The sequence below is a fragment of the Corallococcus sp. AB049A genome, assembly GCF_003668885.1.
Classification (GTDB): domain Bacteria; phylum Myxococcota; class Myxococcia; order Myxococcales; family Myxococcaceae; genus Corallococcus; species Corallococcus interemptor.
In genome coordinates this window covers 1-16,452 of sequence record NZ_RAWL01000183.1, presented here as the reverse complement: position 1 = coordinate 16,452, position 16,452 = coordinate 1, and the positions used below count along the sequence as shown (strand labels likewise).

Annotated in this window: 14 protein-coding genes and 1 pseudogene; 3 read left to right on the top strand and 12 right to left on the bottom strand. The window is 70.9% G+C overall.

The genetic code is table 11. The annotated features are described in order from the left end of the window. From D7X55_RS20290 to D7X55_RS20280, 3 genes are all read right to left on the bottom strand, one after another. On the bottom strand, positions 1-1,179 hold a 1,179-nt coding region (locus D7X55_RS20290; RefSeq protein WP_147470153.1), incomplete at its 3' end, for an ATP-binding protein. Further along, positions 1,176-1,913 carry a hypothetical protein gene (locus tag D7X55_RS20285; RefSeq protein WP_147470152.1) on the bottom strand — a complete coding sequence of 246 codons (738 nt, stop codon included), beginning with the start codon at positions 1,911-1,913 and terminating at the stop codon, positions 1,176-1,178. The genes D7X55_RS20290 and D7X55_RS20285, both read right to left, overlap by 4 nt. Further along, positions 1,913-2,806: a transporter gene (locus D7X55_RS20280; RefSeq protein WP_199747018.1), complete on the bottom strand. Its 894-nt coding sequence runs from the start codon at positions 2,804-2,806 to the stop codon at positions 1,913-1,915. The genes D7X55_RS20285 and D7X55_RS20280 overlap by 1 nt, the downstream gene beginning before the upstream one ends. A gap of 218 nt (positions 2,807-3,024) precedes the next feature. Between D7X55_RS20280 and D7X55_RS20275 the strand changes: the two genes are divergently transcribed. After that, the gene (locus D7X55_RS20275) at positions 3,025-3,462 is read left to right on the top strand and encodes a DoxX family protein (protein ID WP_120549067.1); all 438 of its coding nucleotides are present in this window, start codon (positions 3,025-3,027) and stop codon (positions 3,460-3,462) included. Between the two features lie 29 nt (positions 3,463-3,491). Here D7X55_RS20275 and D7X55_RS20270 read toward each other — a convergent pair whose 3' ends face one another. The 5 genes from D7X55_RS20270 to D7X55_RS20250 all read right to left on the bottom strand — a co-directional run bounded on the left by D7X55_RS20270 (position 3,492) and on the right by D7X55_RS20250 (position 7,991). Continuing rightward, positions 3,492-4,400, bottom strand: coding sequence for a metallophosphoesterase (locus D7X55_RS20270; RefSeq protein ID WP_121723926.1), 909 nt, complete (start codon positions 4,398-4,400; stop codon positions 3,492-3,494). A gap of 214 nt (positions 4,401-4,614) precedes the next feature. After that, on the bottom strand, positions 4,615-6,162 hold the full coding sequence (locus tag D7X55_RS20265; protein WP_121723925.1) for a hypothetical protein: 1,548 nt from the start codon (positions 6,160-6,162) through the stop codon (positions 4,615-4,617). 201 nt (positions 6,163-6,363) lie between these two features. Next, a complete protein-coding gene (locus D7X55_RS20260) occupies positions 6,364-6,849 on the bottom strand; it encodes a hypothetical protein (protein WP_121723924.1) in 486 nt (161 codons plus the stop codon). 121 nt (positions 6,850-6,970) lie between these two features. After that, positions 6,971-7,348 carry a response regulator transcription factor gene (locus tag D7X55_RS20255; RefSeq protein WP_120549071.1) on the bottom strand — a complete coding sequence of 126 codons (378 nt, stop codon included), beginning with the start codon at positions 7,346-7,348 and terminating at the stop codon, positions 6,971-6,973. Between the two features lie 190 nt (positions 7,349-7,538). Beyond that, positions 7,539-7,991, bottom strand: a complete 453-nt coding sequence (locus D7X55_RS20250) for a Fur family transcriptional regulator (RefSeq protein ID WP_120549072.1) — start codon at positions 7,989-7,991, stop codon at positions 7,539-7,541. 278 nt (positions 7,992-8,269) lie between these two features. On the opposite strand from D7X55_RS20250, the gene D7X55_RS20245 reads away from it, so the two are divergent. After that, positions 8,270-10,252: an ATP-binding protein gene (locus D7X55_RS20245; RefSeq protein ID WP_199747017.1), complete on the top strand. Its 1,983-nt coding sequence runs from the start codon at positions 8,270-8,272 to the stop codon at positions 10,250-10,252. 98 nt (positions 10,253-10,350) lie between these two features. Beyond that, the gene (locus D7X55_RS20240) at positions 10,351-10,761 is read left to right on the top strand and encodes a hypothetical protein (protein WP_147442772.1); all 411 of its coding nucleotides are present in this window, start codon (positions 10,351-10,353) and stop codon (positions 10,759-10,761) included. On the opposite strand, the gene D7X55_RS20235 is transcribed toward D7X55_RS20240, so the two are convergent. From D7X55_RS20235 to D7X55_RS20220, 4 genes and pseudogenes are all read right to left on the bottom strand, one after another. Further along, positions 10,703-12,340, bottom strand: coding sequence for an ATP-binding protein (locus D7X55_RS20235; protein ID WP_121723923.1), 1,638 nt, complete (start codon positions 12,338-12,340; stop codon positions 10,703-10,705). The two genes, D7X55_RS20240 and D7X55_RS20235, sit on opposite strands and share 59 nt — an antisense overlap. Positions 12,341-12,480: 140 nt before the next feature. Continuing rightward, positions 12,481-13,815, bottom strand: a complete 1,335-nt coding sequence (locus D7X55_RS20230; protein WP_121723922.1) for a hypothetical protein — start codon at positions 13,813-13,815, stop codon at positions 12,481-12,483. Next, the gene (locus D7X55_RS20225) at positions 13,812-15,902 is read right to left on the bottom strand and encodes a hypothetical protein (RefSeq protein WP_121723921.1); all 2,091 of its coding nucleotides are present in this window, start codon (positions 15,900-15,902) and stop codon (positions 13,812-13,814) included. The genes D7X55_RS20230 and D7X55_RS20225 overlap by 4 nt, the downstream gene beginning before the upstream one ends. Then, positions 15,892-16,452, bottom strand: a pseudogene (locus D7X55_RS20220) (hypothetical protein); the annotation flags it as partial. The pseudogene D7X55_RS20220 and the gene D7X55_RS20225, both read right to left, overlap by 11 nt.

Genomic DNA, 16,452 nt, shown 5'->3' with positions numbered 1-16,452 from the left:
CCCCATGCCCTCCCCCGGCGCCTTCGTCGTGAAGAACGGCTCGCCCGCGCGTGCCAGCACCGCCTCCGGCATGCCCTGGCCTTCGTCGCGCACCTCCAGCCTTGCTCCCGTCCCCTCCGGCACGACTCTCAGCTCCACGCCCCGTCCCACGGGCGTCGCCTGGAGCGCGTTCTTCACCAGGCCTCGCAGCACCCGCGCCAGGGCTCGCGGCGGTCCGTGGACCGGGTGCTTCTTCATGGCTTCCGGCACGTCCACCCGCACCCGCTCCCGGCCGGACAGCTCCGACAGCGTCTCCTCCACCAGCCGCTCCAGCGGGATGGGCTGGAAGGGCTCTCCCGTCGTCTGACCCGCGTCCGCGGACATCTGCACCAGCACGTCCCGGCAGCGGTCCACCTGCTGGCGGATGAGCCTCAAGTCCTCTCTCACGGACTCGGACGTCTGCGACGCCGCGAGCGCCCGCTCCAGCTCCTTCGCCACCACCGCGATGGTGGACAGCGGCGTGGACAACTCGTGCGCCGCTCCCGCCGCCAGCGTCGCCAGCGAGGCCACCTTCTCCTGACGCGCGTGCCGGGCCCTCGCCTGCTCCAATTCCTGCTCACGCCTTGCCAGCGCCCGGGTCACGCGCTGGATGAAATACACGATGAAGCCCGCCGCTACCGCGAACGCCACCCACATGCCGCTCAGGTGCAGCCGCATCAGCTCCGCGTGGTCCGGCCGCTCCAGTCCCGGCAGCGTCACGTCCTGCAACACGAACAGCGACCCGAAGGCCACCAGCGTGAAACCCAACATCGCCCACGTGCGGCGCGGCGGCAGCAGCACCGTGCCCAGCGCCACGTTCACCAGGTACAACGCGGTGAAGGGGTTGTGCGTGCCGCCACTCAGGGCCAGCAGCCCCGTCAGCACCAGCGTGTCCCAGAGCATCAGCCCGAAGATGGCCGCCTCCGCCACCGGACGCGCCCTCGCGAGCCCCGCGCGCACCGCCGCGTTCGTCAGCGCCTCGATGCCCAAGAGCGCCACCAGCGCGGGCACCGGCAACACCAGCTTCAGGCCCCACGCCGCCACCGCCACCAGCACCGCCTGCCCCACCAGCACGCCCCAGCGCAGCCTCAAGAGCCACACCAGGTTGATGCGGGCCCGGAGCGACGGTTCGGAGGAGGAGGGCGGCGGCGAGGACGTCATGGCGTGGCGGAGGACATCGCCACGGAGCGGGCCACCGTGTCCAGCGCGGAGGCCGCGGCCCCCGGCGACTCCAGGTCCACCGCGGCCAGCCAGGTATCCCAGGCGAGCACGAAGGTGCGCTCGGCTGACGGCTCGTCCTCGGACAGCGTCAGCCCGTCCAGCACCACGTCCACCGTGGCGATGTTGGACGTCACCAGCCGGAAGGGCTGGGGCTCACCGCCACCCGCCGGCACCCGCGTGCCCTCCAGCCACAGCGTGCGCTCCAGCATGTCCACGCCACTGGCCACGTCCGACAGTCCCTCCGCGTCCGTGTCCGCGGGCTCGAAGGTGAGCCTCGCGCGGCAGTAGCGCCCCGGTGGCGGACGCACCGTGCCCAGCGTCAGCACGCTCCCGTCCGGCCGCTCCAGCCCGCTGACGTGCGGCGTGCCCAGCTTCAACGGCGACCCCACGGAGTGCGCGTGCGCCGTCCCGATGGGCGACAGCGCCTTCAACAGCCGCCACCCCAGCGCCTCCTCGCACGGCTTCAGCTCCACGCTGCCCAGCGCCACGTAGCCGCGCGTCAGCGTGAGGACCTGTCCATCGGCCCTCGTGAACGAACGCTCGCCTCCCGCCGCCTGCACGCCCTGCGCGGTGGCCCGGTGCTCCAGGCCCAGCGTGACGGTCATCCCGTCCACGCGCTCGCCACACGCGCTCAGGGCCAACAGCGCCAATCCCAGACATGAGGTGCGGATCATCACAGGTCGTACGCGAGCGAGAGCACCGCGATGGGCGTGGACGACACCCGGCGCAGTTGGTTGACGACGGGGATGCGCACCCCGGCCTGCACCACCACGTCCATGCCCGGGCTGAAGAGCACGTCCGGCGACACGTATCCGATGAAGCCTCCACCGGACTCCTCTGGCGTGCCGTTCGTGTCCGGTGCCTTCTCCACCCGGGTGTCCACGCCCAGCCGCACCGCCCACGTGGGCGACGGCTGGTATTGCGCCGCCACCTGCGTGCGCACCGACGCGCCCAGCCGGTAGTCGTCACGCCCGCGCGAGGGCAGGAAGCCCAGGGCGCTCGCGAGGAACGACCAGTTGCCCTTGAAGCCCTGCCACGCCAGCCCCGCCATCGGATCCACCGAGCCGCTGCCGGGCTGCGCGTCGATGCCCAGCGTCGTGCCGTCCCGCGCGTGCAGCCGGGGGCCCGTGGGCAGCTTCACCCCGCCCACCACGCTGATCAGCTGGTCCGGGGAGAACTCCTTGTCCTTCCACACGAACGCCTTCGCGCTCACGTCGATGTCGCCCAGCCCCCAGCCGCGCTCCAGCCCCAGGCTCACGTCCTGGACCTCGCGCGCCTGGAGCGGCAGGTTCACCGCGAGCACCAGCCAGGGCCTGGGCGCGTACGCCACCGCCACGTCCATGCGCAGCTCGCGCAGCCGCTGCGCGTCCACGCCCGTCACGCCTTCCGTGTGCCCCCACGCGCGCATCATCGTGGACAGCCGCAGGCGCCCTTCGAAGGGCTGCTCGCCGCCCATGGACGTGAGGGTGGGGTCCCCGCACGCGCAGCTCGCGCAGGCCCACGCCGGAGAGGCGGGCACGAGGAGGAGCGCGGCGGCGCTCAGGAGGGCCAGGGGGAGGGGCTTCAAGGCGTGGGCACCCTAGCGTCCCCCCTGCTCCGCGCACTGTGGCGAGTTGTCGCAGGCCGCCGGTGCGTCACCCGGGGAACGGACCGGCTGTCCACTGGCCCGGAAGGCGGGCGGGGGAGCGGGGGCTGGCTGTCCGCCCGCCCATCCGTGCCTATCTGGAGAATGACACCGACCCGTCCGCGTTGAGGGAGGACACGCCGGAGGCATGGAGGTCATTCATGGGGCTGCTCGCACCGCTGGGACGGCTGCTGTTCTCGGTCATCTTCATTACCAGCGGGCTCAATCACTTCATCCAGCTCCAGGCCCTCACGGCCTACGCCCAGGCGTCAGGCGTGCCCGACCCGAGGACGGCGGTGCTGGTGTCCGGCGGCGTGCTGGTGGTGGGAGGCCTGTGCGTCCTCCTGGGCGCCTTCGCCCGCCTGGGCGCGGCCATGCTCGCCGTGTTCCTGGTGGCGTCCGCCTTCATGGTCCACCACTTCTGGAAGATGGATGACCCGGTGCAGGCGCAGAACAACCTCATCCACTTCATGAAGAACCTCTCCATGGCGGGGGGGGCCCTGCTCATCGTCTACTTCGGGCCCGGCCCCTTCAGCCTGTCGCGCAAGAAGCGCGAGGCGGGCCTGGGCGGGATGAAGCTGGGCGCGCCCCTTCGCTGAAGCTGGGCGCGCCGTCCTGCTCGCGTGGATCAGGTCGCCCCGACGTAGGCGGCCTGCTGCGTGCGCAGGGTGAAGAAGGCGACCTCCGGCGTGCTGCCGCGGCGCAGGTACGGCCCGCCGAAGCCGAAGCCCAGGCCCTGGTTCACGTACAGGTGGTTGCCATTCACCCGGTAGTGGCCGCGGATGTACGGCTGGCCCGCGCGGCGGAAGAGCGCCTCCGTGAGGCCCCGGACGATGAACTGCCCGCCGTGGGTGTGCCCGGAGAACTGCACCAGCCCCGCGTGCGCGGGCAGCTTCTCCGCGGTGGGCGGCGTGTGGGCCAGCACCAGGCGCGTGCCGGACGTGGGCGCGCCCCGGAAGGTGGCCTCCACGTCCTCCATGCCGGTGAGCCCGTCGTCGATGCCCAGCACCGTCACCGGCGCGCCCTTCACGTGCACCACGCGGTGCTCGTTCTGGAGCACCGTGTAGCCCAGGTCCTCGAAGCCCGCGCGCAGGTAGGCCGCGTCCACCCAGTGGTCGTGGTTGCCCAGGACGACGAAGACGGGGCCGTTGAGGCCCTGGAGCAGCTGGCGCACGCGCGGCAGCGGCTTGGGGCTGTGCGTGACGTAGTCGCCGGTGAGGAACACCAGGTCCGGCGAGGCCTCGTTCACCGCGGCCACCGCGCGGCGGATGCGCACGTCGCTGGTCGCCTGCCCCACGTGCACGTCCGACAGCTGCGCGATGCGCAGGCCGTCATGCTCCGGGTGGATGCTGTCCAGCTGGAGCAGGTGCTCGGTGAGGACGAAGTGGTCCCGCCAGCGCAGGCGCCGGTCCGGCCGGAAGGGGTCGGGGCCTCGCGCCTGGAGCTCGTTGCGTCCGTGGGGCTCCACCACTTCAGCGACGGCGAGGGTGGAGGCGGCACCAGCGGCGTGACGGCGGCGGGCGAGTCTCAGGCGCATGCGTTCGGATTCCTCCGGCGGGGCAGGGGGAGATTGTAGTGAACGGTCCGGAGGGCCGTGAAGCCCGGGGGCCCGGCCCGCCTGCCCCCTTGCACGAAGGCAGGAGGGCGGAAGCAGAACCGGGCCTCTTTCCAGAACATTTCCGCGCCCTTCCCGCCGGTGACGCCGGGTGCGACATGCGCACCGCCCCGGCGTCAGGGTGGGAGTCCGCCGCCTAGTAGCCTCGCAGGACGATGAGGCCCGCGCTGGAGTGGACCAGCAGCATGCCGGAGGTGCCGGAGCCGTCGTACACGAGCTGACCGATGCCGCCGCGCACGCTCGTCACCTTCTCCAGCGACTTGGCCGGGGTCAGCCGGTAGAGACCCTGGGGCGTGCCGATGAAGAGCGAGCCGTCGTTGGTGGCGGCCAGCGAGCTGATGCTGCTGTCGAGCACGCCCTCACCGATGCGCGTGCCCCGCTGGGAGGGACTGCCGGCGGAGCCAGGAGTCATCTCCCACAAACCGTACCTGCTGCTGCCCAGGTAGTAGGCCCCGTCCGTCGTCTGCTGGAAGGCGCGCCAGTAGTCGAACGCCTCCTGCGAGTTGAGGTCCTGCAGGTAGGAGGACTTCACCTTCTGCTGGTTGATGCCCGGCGTGGTGGTGTCGTCCCAGGTCTCCAGCTTCGTGTCGGGCGTGACGGTGCCGAAGTTCCACTCGTTCGCGATGAGCACGTCCCCGTTGGGCGCGATGCCCAGGCCGTAGGTGTAGCCAGCGTACTGCGAGCCGTCCGCGTCGAACCACACCGGGTGCCGGTGGGCGTTGTACGTCAGGCCGCGCAGGCGCACGACGCCGTGGTTGGTGCCGAAGAAGACGTCGCCCTTGTTCGGGCCGTGCAGCACGGACGCGCAGCTGAGCATGGCGCGGTCTTCGTCGAAGTGGTGGTCGTTGCTGTTGCGGATGCCCAGGCTGACGCCGTCCACCACGCTGGGGCCCGTCTGGATGAAGGGGTTGCCGTTCGCGTCCTTGTTGGCGCGCCGGGACTGGTTGATGTGGCTCTCAAAGGCGACCTGGCCGCTGGCGTCCAGCTTCACCGCGTCCACGTCGCCCTGCTTGTAGAAGTTGAGCCGGCGCGGGCTGAAGGGGAAGCAGGTGGTCTCGTTCACCGGGACTTCGCACGGCTTGTTGGTGACGATGAAGTTGGTGTGGATGTTCGGCCACTCCGGGTCCTGCTTGAGGTCTTCCGCGTCGTAGCCCACGTACGCGCGGCCTGCTTCACCGCCGCAGATGACGGTGGAGGACTGGCCCGTGGCCGCCTGGCCCACGGGGCCCGACACCCAGACCACCTTCTTCGTGTCCGCGCGCAAGACGCCAATGCGGTCGCCGTCCAGCAGCCAGATGTTCTTGCCCAGGTCCATGCCAACGGACCTCACCTTGCCGATGCCATAGCGGTCCGAGTAGTTCGTCACCGGATCCGCCGGCCATGGATCCACCACGGTGCCCGCGTCCGTGCCGCCGTCGGTGCCGGCATCCGTGCCCGCGTCCGTCTCGCCACCGGTGCCCGCGTCGGTGCCGGCATCCACCTCGCCGCCCGTGCCGGCATCCGTGCCCGCATCCGTCCCGGCGTCGGTGTCACCGCCCGTCCCCGCATCCACCCCTGGCCTTGGATTGATGGTGTCCGTGTCATCCATGGGAGTCGTCGGCGAATCCGACCCGCCGCAACCCCACGCCGACAGCATCACCGCTCCCGCACACACGCCCAGCCCCAGCAGTCGTCGATTCACCATGGTCTCCCTACGCGTACGCGCCACCTAAGCAAGCGGCGTACCCGCCCCGGAGAGCAGGCTTCCCGTGCGCCATTCCCTGGAGACAGGGCAATTTCCTTCCCACCCAGGGCAGCAGGCGACCCTGAAAGGGCGCAAAAAAAACCGGGCCCGCTTCCAGTGGTGGAAGCGGGCCCGGCGAAGAAAACCTGTCCGGCGGTCGGACTACTTCTTGGCCTTGGGCGAGGTGGCCTTCAGCTCCAGCGCGATGGGGTCATCCCCCTCCAGCTGGAACTTCGCGCGCACGGTGGCGCCCTCGGGCAGCTCGCTCGCCTTCACGGCCTTGCCGTCCAGGGTCACCTTCGTCTGGTCGCGCACGTCCAGCTTCACCTCCGGCAGCGTGTCCTTGCGCGCCAGGGTGATGTCGTCGCCTTCCTTGGCCTTCACGGTGCCTTCCAGGTCGAAGGCGTGCTTCCCCGTCCACACGCCCGTCTTCCCCGCGGCCTCCTTGGAGGTGTCCTTGCCCACGACCTTCTTGGCGGTGTCACCGATGGCGGGGCCCACCTCCTGGGCCTCGATGCCCGTGGACGGGCCGTCAATCTGCCGCGCGCTGGGCGCTTCCTTCGACGGGTTCTGCGGCGTGCCGGTGGCGTCCTGCGCGAAGGCAGCCGTCCCCAGGCACATCACTGCCGCGACGATGAGCTTCTTCATGGTCCCGCTCCCTTTCGTGTATGGGTTTCGCGTCTGTGCTCAAGGGTGGGGCGGCCTGGCTCCGGCGCCAACCGGACCCTCGCACCCACGCCGCCCCACCGCAGGTGGGGCAGGCAGGCGTTCAGACCGGCAGGCACAGCTGCTTCACGGTGGACAGCAGCGCGGACAAATCCAGCGGCTTGCGCAGGTAGCCCGCCACGCCCATGCCATCCACCGTGTCGCGCACGTCCAGGTCCGCGCTGGCCACGACCACCGGGATGTCCGAGCACGCGCGCTCGTGGCGCAGCGCCTCGCGGAACGCGATGCCGTCCATGCGCGGCATCATCAGGTCCAGGAGGATGAGCTGGGGCCGGGGCTCCGACGAGCGCAGCCGCTCCAGCGCCTCCAGCCCGTCCGCCGCCAGCTGTACGGCGTAGCCCTCCAGCTCCAGCGCGTCCTGGAGTGCATCCCGGATGTCCATGTCGTCGTCGACGACCAGCAACGTGTGATGGGCTTCCATCCCAATCCCCCTGCGAACCCTGGGGCACCCGCGCCGTTCCCCGAGCCGGAACGGCGGGTCCCCGCCTTCGCCAGCACGAATCTGTACCCGGGAATGAGAGAGCGGAAGCTGGGATGTAGGCGTATGCCTACCAGTGAGCACATCCACGCCATGGGCTCGCCTGACGGGCTGCCCTACGTCCTGGCGGGGGCTACTCGCAGCGGTCGCAGAGGCCGCGCAGCTGGATCTCCACGGCGCGCTGGGTCACGGCGCGGGGGACGCCCCGGGCGGTGGTGAGGCGCACGGACTCCTCCGGCAGGCAGGACACGGTGCCGCAGTCGGTGCAGGTGAAGTGGGGGTGGTTGTTGGCGTGCTCGGTGGCGCCGGCGCGCTTGAGCTCGAAGCGCCAGACGTGGTCGCCCAGGTCGGCGCGCACGACGAGGCCGGCCTCGGTGAGGTCGGTGAGGTTGCGGTAGATGGTGACGCGGTCGTAGCCCTCGCCCCCCAGCTCCTCCACCAGGTCCGCGTGGCTCATGGGGGCGGTGGCGGTCTCCAGCTTGCGCAGCACGGCCACGCGGGGAGCGGTGCTGCGCAACCCCGCGGCGCGAATCCGGTCCTGGAACCCGGTCAGCTTCTCCTGCGCCGCGACTCTCTTTGCACCCATGCGCGGTCGAATAACACACCGCCGCCGCCACGTCCCCACGCCGCTGCAAACGAAGTGTACCTGTAGCCCGGTTGTACCAGTGACGCGGCAGGCCAGCGGCGCGTTCCCCTGCTCCGAGGCCTTCCAACTTCCAACACTTCCAAAGGGTTGCCTTGACTCAAAGGCCCCTGTCACCAGACTGCGCCCTTTGCACACCCTGGTCGCGCGGGCCGTTGGGGTCCCGCCTTCCAGAACGACCTGTCGTCCGCGCCCGTCCTTCCGTTTCTCCCTCCTCCCTGATGAAGCCCTCCCTGCTGCTCGTCGAAGCCCCGGGCCCGCACCGGGAGCTCCTGTCCCTGGCGTTCCAGAGCCAGGGCTGGCGGGTGCTGCTGGCGGCGGGGGTGGAGGCGCTGTCGCACGCGCTGCGCGAGTCCCCGCCGGTGCACCTGGTGCTGGCGGCGGGGCCGCTGCTGAGCTCGGCGGCGGGGCTGGTGGACGCGCTGCGCGGGGCGCTGGCCACGTCCGGGGCCCGGCTCTGGGTGGAGGCCCCCGCGGCCGAGCAGGACGCCCTGCGGAGGCTGGGGGTGCCGGTGACGGGCTTCCTGTCGCCGGGCCTGTCGCTGGGCGCGCGGGTGGAGGCGGTGCGTCAGGCCCTGCCCGCGGAGGCACGGGAGGCGGAGGGCCGCCGGACCGTGTTGCGGGTGCTGGTGGCGGAGGATGACCCGGTCTACCGCAAGCTCCTGCAGCTGGCGCTGGCCCCCTTCCGCTTCGAGCTGATGGAGGCGGAGGACGGCCTGGCCGCGCTGGAGCTGGCGCGGCGGCACCCGCCGGACATCGTGCTGGCGGACGTGCTGATGCCCCGCCTGGACGGCTTCCGGCTGTGCCTGGCCCTGCGCCAGGATCCGAAGCTCGCGCGCCTGCCGGTCATCCTCACGCACGCCACCGCGCCGGACGAACTGGACCTGCGCATGGCGGCCAACGTGGGGGCCAACGGCTTCGTGCGGCGCACGCAGGGGGACGACGAGCTGGTGGCCACGCTCTTGCGTGAGGCGCGCGCGGAGGGCCCGCTGCCCGCCCCCGTGCCCGGCGAGCTGTCCACGGAGACGCACCTGTATTCGATGGTCCGCCAGCTGGAGCGGCGGGTGGGCCTGCTGGAGCAGGCCGAGCGCACCGCGCGCGAGAGCGAGGAGCGCTACCGGCTGGTGGTGGCCGGGTCCTATGACGGTGTGTGGGATTGGGACGTGCGCAACCAGCGCATGTACTGGAGCCCGCGCCTGCTGGAGATGCTGGGGCTCAAGCCGGAGGACTTCCCGGGGACGTCCGAGGCGTTCCTCGCGCGGGTGCACCCGGAGGACCGGGACGAGGTGGCGTCCGCGCTGGCGCGGCACCTGGAGCAGGGCACGCCCTACGACGTGTCGTTCCGGCTGAAGCACGAGGCCGGGGGCTACCGCTCGTGCGTGAGCCGGGGCCGGGCCCTCCGCGACGCGCAGGGCCGGCCGGTGCGCATGGCGGGCATCATTGGCGACGTGACGGAGCAGCTGCGGCTGTACCGCGAGGCGCGTGAGGCGGTGCGCGTGCGGGACGAGTTCCTGGCGGTGGCCGCGCATGAGTTGCGCACGCCCCTGGCCGCGCTGCGGCTGCGCGTGCAGGGCTCGGCGGCGGCGCTGAAGCACGAGCACCCGGTGGCGCCGGAGCGGCTGGAGCGCGCGCTGGTGGCGGCGGACCGGCAGGTGCAGCGGCTGGCGGACCTGGTGGAGGGGCTGCTGGACGTGTCGCAGATGCAGGGCCACGCGCCCCGGCTGAACCTGGAGGACGTGGACCTGGGGCAGGTGGTGCGGGACGTGGTGGTGCGCTCGGAGGAGATGGCGGCGCGCGCGGGGTGCCTGCTGGTGGTGCGGGAAGTGGCGTCCGCGGTGGGCCGCTGGGACGCGCTGCGGCTGGGGCAGGTGGTGACGCACCTGCTGGTGAACGCGGTGAAGTTCGGTCCGGGCAAGCCCGTGGAGCTGGAGGTCCGGGCGGACGGGGACGAGGCCTTGCTGGTGGTGCGCGACCACGGCATCGGCATCGCGCCGGACCGGGTGGACGGCCTGTTCCGCCGCTTCGAGCGGGCGGTGCCCACGCGCAACTACGGCGGGCTGGGGTTGGGCCTGTACCGCCTGCATCGCATCGTGGAGGCGCACGGCGGCGAGGTGGCGGTGACGAGCACGCCGGGCCAGGGCGCCACCTTCAAGGTGCGGCTGCCCCTCGCGGGGCCTCCGGTGGTTCCGGTGGGCCACGCCTGAAAGGCGGTCGTCCGGCTGGCCGGCGCTCTGTCGGGTGAGTCACAGTGGCGGACCCTGGGACGCTTTTCACCGGATGCGGAGGATGCAACTTCCTTCGCATGGGAAAACGACCCACCGTGCTGGTGCTCAACGGGAGCGAGGATCTCATCGAGGCACTGGAAGAGGTGCTGGACGAGGCGGGCTTCCAGACGAAGGGCGTGCGCGTCCAGGACGTCCTCCGCGGCCCCCTGGACTTCGCCACCCTGGTGCGGGAGACGACGCCAGCGGTCATCGTCTACGACATCAGCGTGCCCTTCGACCTGAGCTGGTACGCGTTCCAGAAGCTGGCCGCGACCCCCGCCGCCGCGGGCATCCCCTTCGTGCTCACCACCACCAACCGGGAGGGCGCGCAGGAGTACACCGGGCCAGATGTCATCGAGTTGCTGTTGAAGCCCTATGACATCGACCAGTTCACCCGGGCGGTTTCGCTGGCGGCGAAGCGGGGGGCTGTCGAGGCAGACGCACGGTGAGGGTGGTGCCGGCCTCCGCCGTGCTCGTCACGCTTACGGTGCCGCCGTGGGCCTGCACCACCTGCCGCACGATGAAGAGCCCCAGGCCGATGCTGCGGTCCGCGCGGTTCTCCCGGTGCGGGGTGCCCCGCTCCAGGGGGGCGAAGAGGCGCGGCAGCAGGTCCTCGGGGATGGGGGCTCCGGCGTTATGCACTTCCAGCACGACGCCGTCGGCTTCACCCCGGCTGACCACCTGGATGGGAGCGGCCGGGTCGCCGTAGGCCAGTGCGTTGCCCAACAGGTTGCTCACCACCTGGGCCAGCCGGTCCGCGTCCCACGTTCCCGCGCCGTCCCCTGTCCATGAATGCAGCAGGACGCGTCCGGGGGCCTGGGACCGCACCTCTTCCACGGCGGCGTCCACCAGGGCGTGGAAGTCCGCGTCCTGGGGATGCAGGGTGAGGCCGCCGTGGCGCACCACGGTGAAGTCCAGCAGGTCGCGGATCATCCGCACGGCGCGCTCGGCGGAGGCGCGGATCCGGCGCACGCGCTTCTCTTGTGCTTCGTCCAGGGAGGTCCGCTCCAGCAGCGACGCGGACAGGAGGACGGCGGACAGGGGGGTGCGCAGGTCGTGGCTCACGATGCCAATGAGCTGCCGCTCGAAGTCCGCGTTCTGGTGGGACTCCCGCTCCAACTGCTTTCGCGCGGTCACGTCCCGCAGGGCACCCACCACCTGGACGACCGCGCCCGCGCCGTCGCGGACGATGAGGGCCTGATCCTCCACGTCCCGCCAGGTACCCCGTGCGTCAAGGAACCGGTGGCTGCTGCGCCACAGGTTTTCGCCCCCGGCGATGGCGTCCCGGAAGCTCCGCCGCACGGTCGCGAGGTCGTCCGGGTGGATGCGCTCGTGCCACCAGTCCTGGCGCGACACCCGAGGGTTTTCCAGTGTCCCCAGCAGGTCCCGGCCGCCGCTGCTCCATTCCAGGGTGTCCGTCTGGGAGTCCCACTCCCAGATGGCGTCCTGGGTGGCACGCGCGGCCAGCCGGAAGCGCTGATCGCTGTTCCAGGCTCGCGACTCCGCGGCGCGGACCTCCGCGAGGGCGCTCTCCGCCAGGGTGCGGCGGGCCTGCTCGTCAGACAGGCTCCGGCGGGTCGTGTTGAGCGCCGCGTTCGACAGCGCCTCCTGCTCGCGCTGCCGCCAGCTCCAGTGTGCGAGCCCCAGCACGCGGGCCGCCAGCTCGGAGGAACGGAACGGCTTGAAGACGTAGTCATTGGCGCCCGCGCCCAGGCCCTCGATGACGTCCTCCGCGCGCTGGTGGGAGGTCAGCAGCAGCACGGGGAGCATCGCCGTGGCCGCGTTGCCCCGGACGAAGGCGCAGACCTCCAGGCCGGTGAGGCCCGGCGTCTCCCGGTCCAGGATGAACACGTCCGGGGGCGTCTGGATGCTCAAGGCCTCCACCAGCACCGCCCCGTCGGAGAACACGGTGACGTCGCACATGGGAGCCAACGCCGAGCGAGCGGCGAGCGCTTCCGTCGGGGAGTCTTCCAGCAGCCAGACCCGCGGAGCACGCGGGGTGGACGTGTTGAGGGGGGAGGGGGACATCGGACGGTGGACGGTTCCTAACCGGGCGATTGGAGCCGCGTCCAGGCCCGAGAGAACCCACGCCAGGTGTCCAGGCATCCAGGCATGCTCGTTCATGCACGAACGCCGGTGCTTGTGGCGCACATGGACCGTGGCGGCTGTCAGTCCCGATGTCGCTCCACTTCGCGGAAGAACTGCGTCAGTGAGTGGGTGAGCAGTGATTGGCGGGAATCCATGCAGCGGCGTGCACGGAGGAAGGGCAGCCAGACGCGCTGGCCGACACGGACCTGTGACTCCTCCAGCTTCCGGCGCGGAACCCAGGTTCCCCCCAGGCGTTTCACCAGCACTCCGCCCAGGTAGGCTCCCAGGGCTGGGGCCGTGTGCGTGTCGATGAGGTCCCGCTTGTAGCGCTCCGGGAAGTTCTCCCGCCAGAAGTAGAAGTCGAGGTCCGTGAGGGACTCGGGCGTCGTGTCGAGGATGGATGGCACCTGGGTGTGCAGCGCGGCGACGAGGCCTTCCGAGAGGTCGCCGTACTGGCTGAGGACCCGCGCCGGGTTCTCCACGTCCGAGGACAGGGCGGCCGGGAGCCACTCTTCCGGCTCGGGGGGCCGGAAGGCATTGAGCTCGGCGATCTTCCGCTGCCGCTCGCCGAGGGCGACCTCCTCCGGCAAGCGGGAGAGGAGCGGTGCCAGGTCCGGGTGGAAGCGGGGCTCCACTGGAGCGAGGGTGGCGCTGCGCTCACGCAGGGTGCGCAGCACGGTGTCGAAGTCGAGGTCGGGCCGCAGGTGGACATGCGCACGGGCCTGGGCCAGGCGCGCTTCGTCGCTGGCGAAGTCCGCGGCGGTGGGCCACAGCACCAGCAGGACGGAGCCGTCAGGCAGTTCGTCCACCCGGTGGGCCGGGGTCGACAGCATCCGCTCGCGCCCGACTGAGTCCACCAGCTTCGGGCCGAAGACGTTCAGCCAGGACACTTCGTAGAGCTGGTCAAACCCATCTCTCAGCGTGGTTTCCTCATCACGACCAAACTGGGGAGCCCCGGACAACTGGTCATCCGCCATGCCGTGAGCCATTGCGTATGAAACAGGGTAGTGCAAGGCCCACGCACGCACCATTTCCACAAGCCGAGTGCACCGGGCACTCGCCGCAAACGACGAAAGCGAATCAATGCAAATCGAGACGCTCAGCTTTGGGGATGACGGCGGGAAGCGCAGCCTGAGGGTCATGTCCAGCGCTGGCTGCTGCACGCGATAGAGGCCAATCGTCGCGGTCCTCGCCCCACGCGCTTCTTCGCAAGCCTTCCCGACAGCGGCTCGGGAATACCTACGGCCCTGTTTTCCCTCGACGACCTCGGGCATCCACTCGCCCGCATGCGTCTCCAATGCATCGAGGAAAGGCCTCAGTTCATCTTCAATGGCGGCCGTGCTGTTGAAGGAGGCATCAAAAGAGAGAACGAGGCCATCTTCTGTTCTCGATTCCCACAGGTTCAGACGCTTCATTGAAACAGCACCTCCACTCCCTGAACGGCATCACGCGTACCACTCAAGGCAGGGCTCAATACCCTGGCTTCCCGAGGCTTGAGCTCTCCGCCCTCATAGAACAAGCGGACTCGCTGAACCTGCACTTCCATCTCCATCCCAGGACGCCGGATGTTCAGCGTCTCGCCGTAATATCTCAGGGCGTTGCTGGCGTCCGTGGTCATCTGTGTCTCCAGGGCTCGTGACTCCATGCGTGAGAGGTCTCGGCTCTTGAAGCTGAACGTCTCCACCCGAGGCGGCTGGCCAGCAGGGGGACGCTCCTCGATGACGAGCACGTCCGCGAAGCGCAGATCCGCCTTCGCCACGCCCACGTGCGTTTCGAGGCGCGGCTGGTCGAAGTCCTTGAGCCACCGTCGCTGTGCCCGAGGGAGGGCCGCATCCTGCTCCAGGAGGGAGACCATGGTCTGCTCGAAAGCCAGGCCCCGGGCGTAGAGGGCGCGCATCTCATGGTAGCCCTCCCATTTCAGCGGTCCGTCGACGGCGGCGCCCTCCTGGATCTCCTGGAGACGCCGCTCCCGGTACTCGACGTACTCGCGCCAGCGCGCGGAGCCCTTCTCGACTCCGGGCGGCGGCGCCTCCAGCTTGGGCGCTAGCTGCTTCAGCAGCTTCGCGTCCCTGGGAAGGCGCGGGCCCGAGGCTTCCAGCTCCGCCTGGAGCAGCCTGGCCCTCGCCGCCTCCGCGGCGGCCGGCTCTTGCGACAGGACGTTCGTCGACGCGACCCGTGAGGGCCCACGATGGGCCTCCGCCAGCATCGCCTGGGCCTTCGCGGGGTTGCCTCGCGCCTCGTACAGCGCCAGCACTCCTGCCTCCCCCCACTCCGCGGCGACCCGTGCGCCCTCCCGGCTTGCCTGGAGATAGCGGAGCAGGTCGCGCGCGGCGTTGACGCCCAGTTGCTCCTCCAGCCGCTCCACCAGCGCCTTCAACCCGTCCAGGCCGAGCGCGGGCATCTGGAGCCGCGGCGCTGCCCCTCGCGCTTCCATGAAGGCCCGTGCGCCCTTCCCACCGGCATACAGCGCCACCATCAACGCAGCGGGCGCCAGCTCGCGCGTGGCCTGCTCGTACTGGCCCTGCGTCAGCGAGTACGCGCCATGCCCCGTCCCCGCCACGAGATGGAAGAAGCCCAGCGGCATGCCGAAGGTCAGGTGGTCGAAGCCTCCCGCCGCCACGCTTCCCGGCGAGAAGTGCCGCGCCAGCAGCGCCCGCTCCACCTGGGCGAGCGCTTCCTGGTAGGGCGGTGGCAATTGCCCGCGCTTCGCCTGGAGGTCCGCGTACCGGGCCCCGTCACTCACCGGGGTGCTGGAGAGCATGTCCCGGCCAGCCCGCCCCAGCCCCCGCAGCACGTCACCGGCGTGTTCACCGCGCTCCGGGAAGCCCTCCAGCGCCACCTCCCGCCGCTGCAGCTCCTCGCGGACGGCGGCCATGCTCCCCAGCGTTGTCCCCAACTGCTTGTCGCGGGCCAGCAGCCGCACCACGCCGCGCAGCTCATCGTCGAAGGAGGAGTGGAGGACGAAGAGGGCGAACACCTCGGCGTAGGGGAGGCCGTACTTCTCACTGGCCGTGACGAGGAAGGCCGCGCGCTTGCGGCCGAGGACTTCCGAGGCCCCCGCATCCAGTGGCCCCAGGGCTCCCAGCTGGACGGCATCCCAGTCCTCCAGTGACTCCACCAGCCGGGGCATGTCCACCCCCCGCTGCATGGCCACGAACGCGGCGGGTGAACCGCACGCCAGGAAGGGCTCCAGCACCTCCCGGCTGGAGTCCAGGTGCGGCCAGCCCGCGGGCACGTCCTTGCCACCACAGGTGACCCCCGCTTCACGGGGCAGTGCTTTCTCGCTCGGCACGCCGGGCTCATCGCCTTCCCCGGCAATGGGCGTGCGTCGATGGTGGAGGGGCGTCTCCGCGCTCGCCGCGTCGGCGGAAGCGGAAAGGGGCCTGAAGGCCAGGGAGGTTGCCTGACCCGTCTTCGCTGACAACGAGACGCAGCCCGCGCTGAGCAACGCCACCGTCAGCAGCAACCCCACGCCGCTTCGAGGCAGGGACTCAGCGTGCATTGTCCACCCCCACGCCCACGGCCGCGAAGGCACCCGGCCGCAGCGTCCCTTCCGCCGTCGGGAACAGCAGCGTGCCTCCCTGTCCCAGCGCGTACAGCTTCCCTCCGAGGAATCGCCACCGGGCCTCGGCTGACGCGAGGTAGCGCGCGCCGGGCCGGCCCATGCCCAGGGCCAGCCCTCCCACCGCCGCCGTCAGGTCGCGGTGAAAGAGCTGGACCTCCAGGCGCCCGTCCACGTCCACCCGGCCCCAGTTGAAGGCCTCCACGCCCAGCGTGAGGCGGAAGTGGCGCCGCGCCAGGATGCCCAGGCGCTCCGCATCCCAGCTGAGAATCACCTCGCCATAGGCCGAAGACCCCTGCCGGAAAGGGGTGTCCGCCAGCGGCTGCGCGGTGGGGCCCGCCACCTGGAAGCGGGCCAGCTCATGGTCCGGGCCGAAGGCACCCTGGCGGAAGCCTCCGCGTTGAAGGCGGCCCTCCAGGCGCGCCCGCAGGTCCATCGTGGGGGACACCGACTCCACGCCCAGCCCCGCGACCGCGCCCCAGGCACCGCC

What these genes read in the sequence shown, in the direction of transcription:
- D7X55_RS20285 (WP_147470152.1), bottom strand. Translation starts at nt 1,913, where the DNA reads ATGATCCGCACCTCATGTCTGGGATTGGCGCTGTTGGCCCTGAGCGCG.
- D7X55_RS20275 (WP_120549067.1), top strand. Translation starts at nt 3,025, where the DNA reads ATGGGGCTGCTCGCACCGCTGGGACGGCTGCTGTTCTCGGTCATCTTC.
- D7X55_RS20270 (WP_121723926.1), bottom strand. Translation starts at nt 4,400, where the DNA reads ATGCGCCTGAGACTCGCCCGCCGCCGTCACGCCGCTGGTGCCGCCTCC.
- D7X55_RS20265 (WP_121723925.1), bottom strand. Translation starts at nt 6,162, where the DNA reads ATGGTGAATCGACGACTGCTGGGGCTGGGCGTGTGTGCGGGAGCGGTG.
- D7X55_RS20260 (WP_121723924.1), bottom strand. Translation starts at nt 6,849, where the DNA reads ATGAAGAAGCTCATCGTCGCGGCAGTGATGTGCCTGGGGACGGCTGCC.
- D7X55_RS20255 (WP_120549071.1), bottom strand. Translation starts at nt 7,348, where the DNA reads ATGGAAGCCCATCACACGTTGCTGGTCGTCGACGACGACATGGACATC.
- D7X55_RS20250 (WP_120549072.1), bottom strand. Translation starts at nt 7,991, where the DNA reads ATGGGTGCAAAGAGAGTCGCGGCGCAGGAGAAGCTGACCGGGTTCCAG.
- D7X55_RS20245 (WP_199747017.1), top strand. Translation starts at nt 8,270, where the DNA reads ATGAAGCCCTCCCTGCTGCTCGTCGAAGCCCCGGGCCCGCACCGGGAG.
- D7X55_RS20240 (WP_147442772.1), top strand. Translation starts at nt 10,351, where the DNA reads ATGGGAAAACGACCCACCGTGCTGGTGCTCAACGGGAGCGAGGATCTC.
- D7X55_RS20235 (WP_121723923.1), bottom strand. Translation starts at nt 12,340, where the DNA reads ATGTCCCCCTCCCCCCTCAACACGTCCACCCCGCGTGCTCCGCGGGTC.
- D7X55_RS20230 (WP_121723922.1), bottom strand. Translation starts at nt 13,815, where the DNA reads ATGAAGCGTCTGAACCTGTGGGAATCGAGAACAGAAGATGGCCTCGTT.
- D7X55_RS20225 (WP_121723921.1), bottom strand. Translation starts at nt 15,902, where the DNA reads ATGCACGCTGAGTCCCTGCCTCGAAGCGGCGTGGGGTTGCTGCTGACG.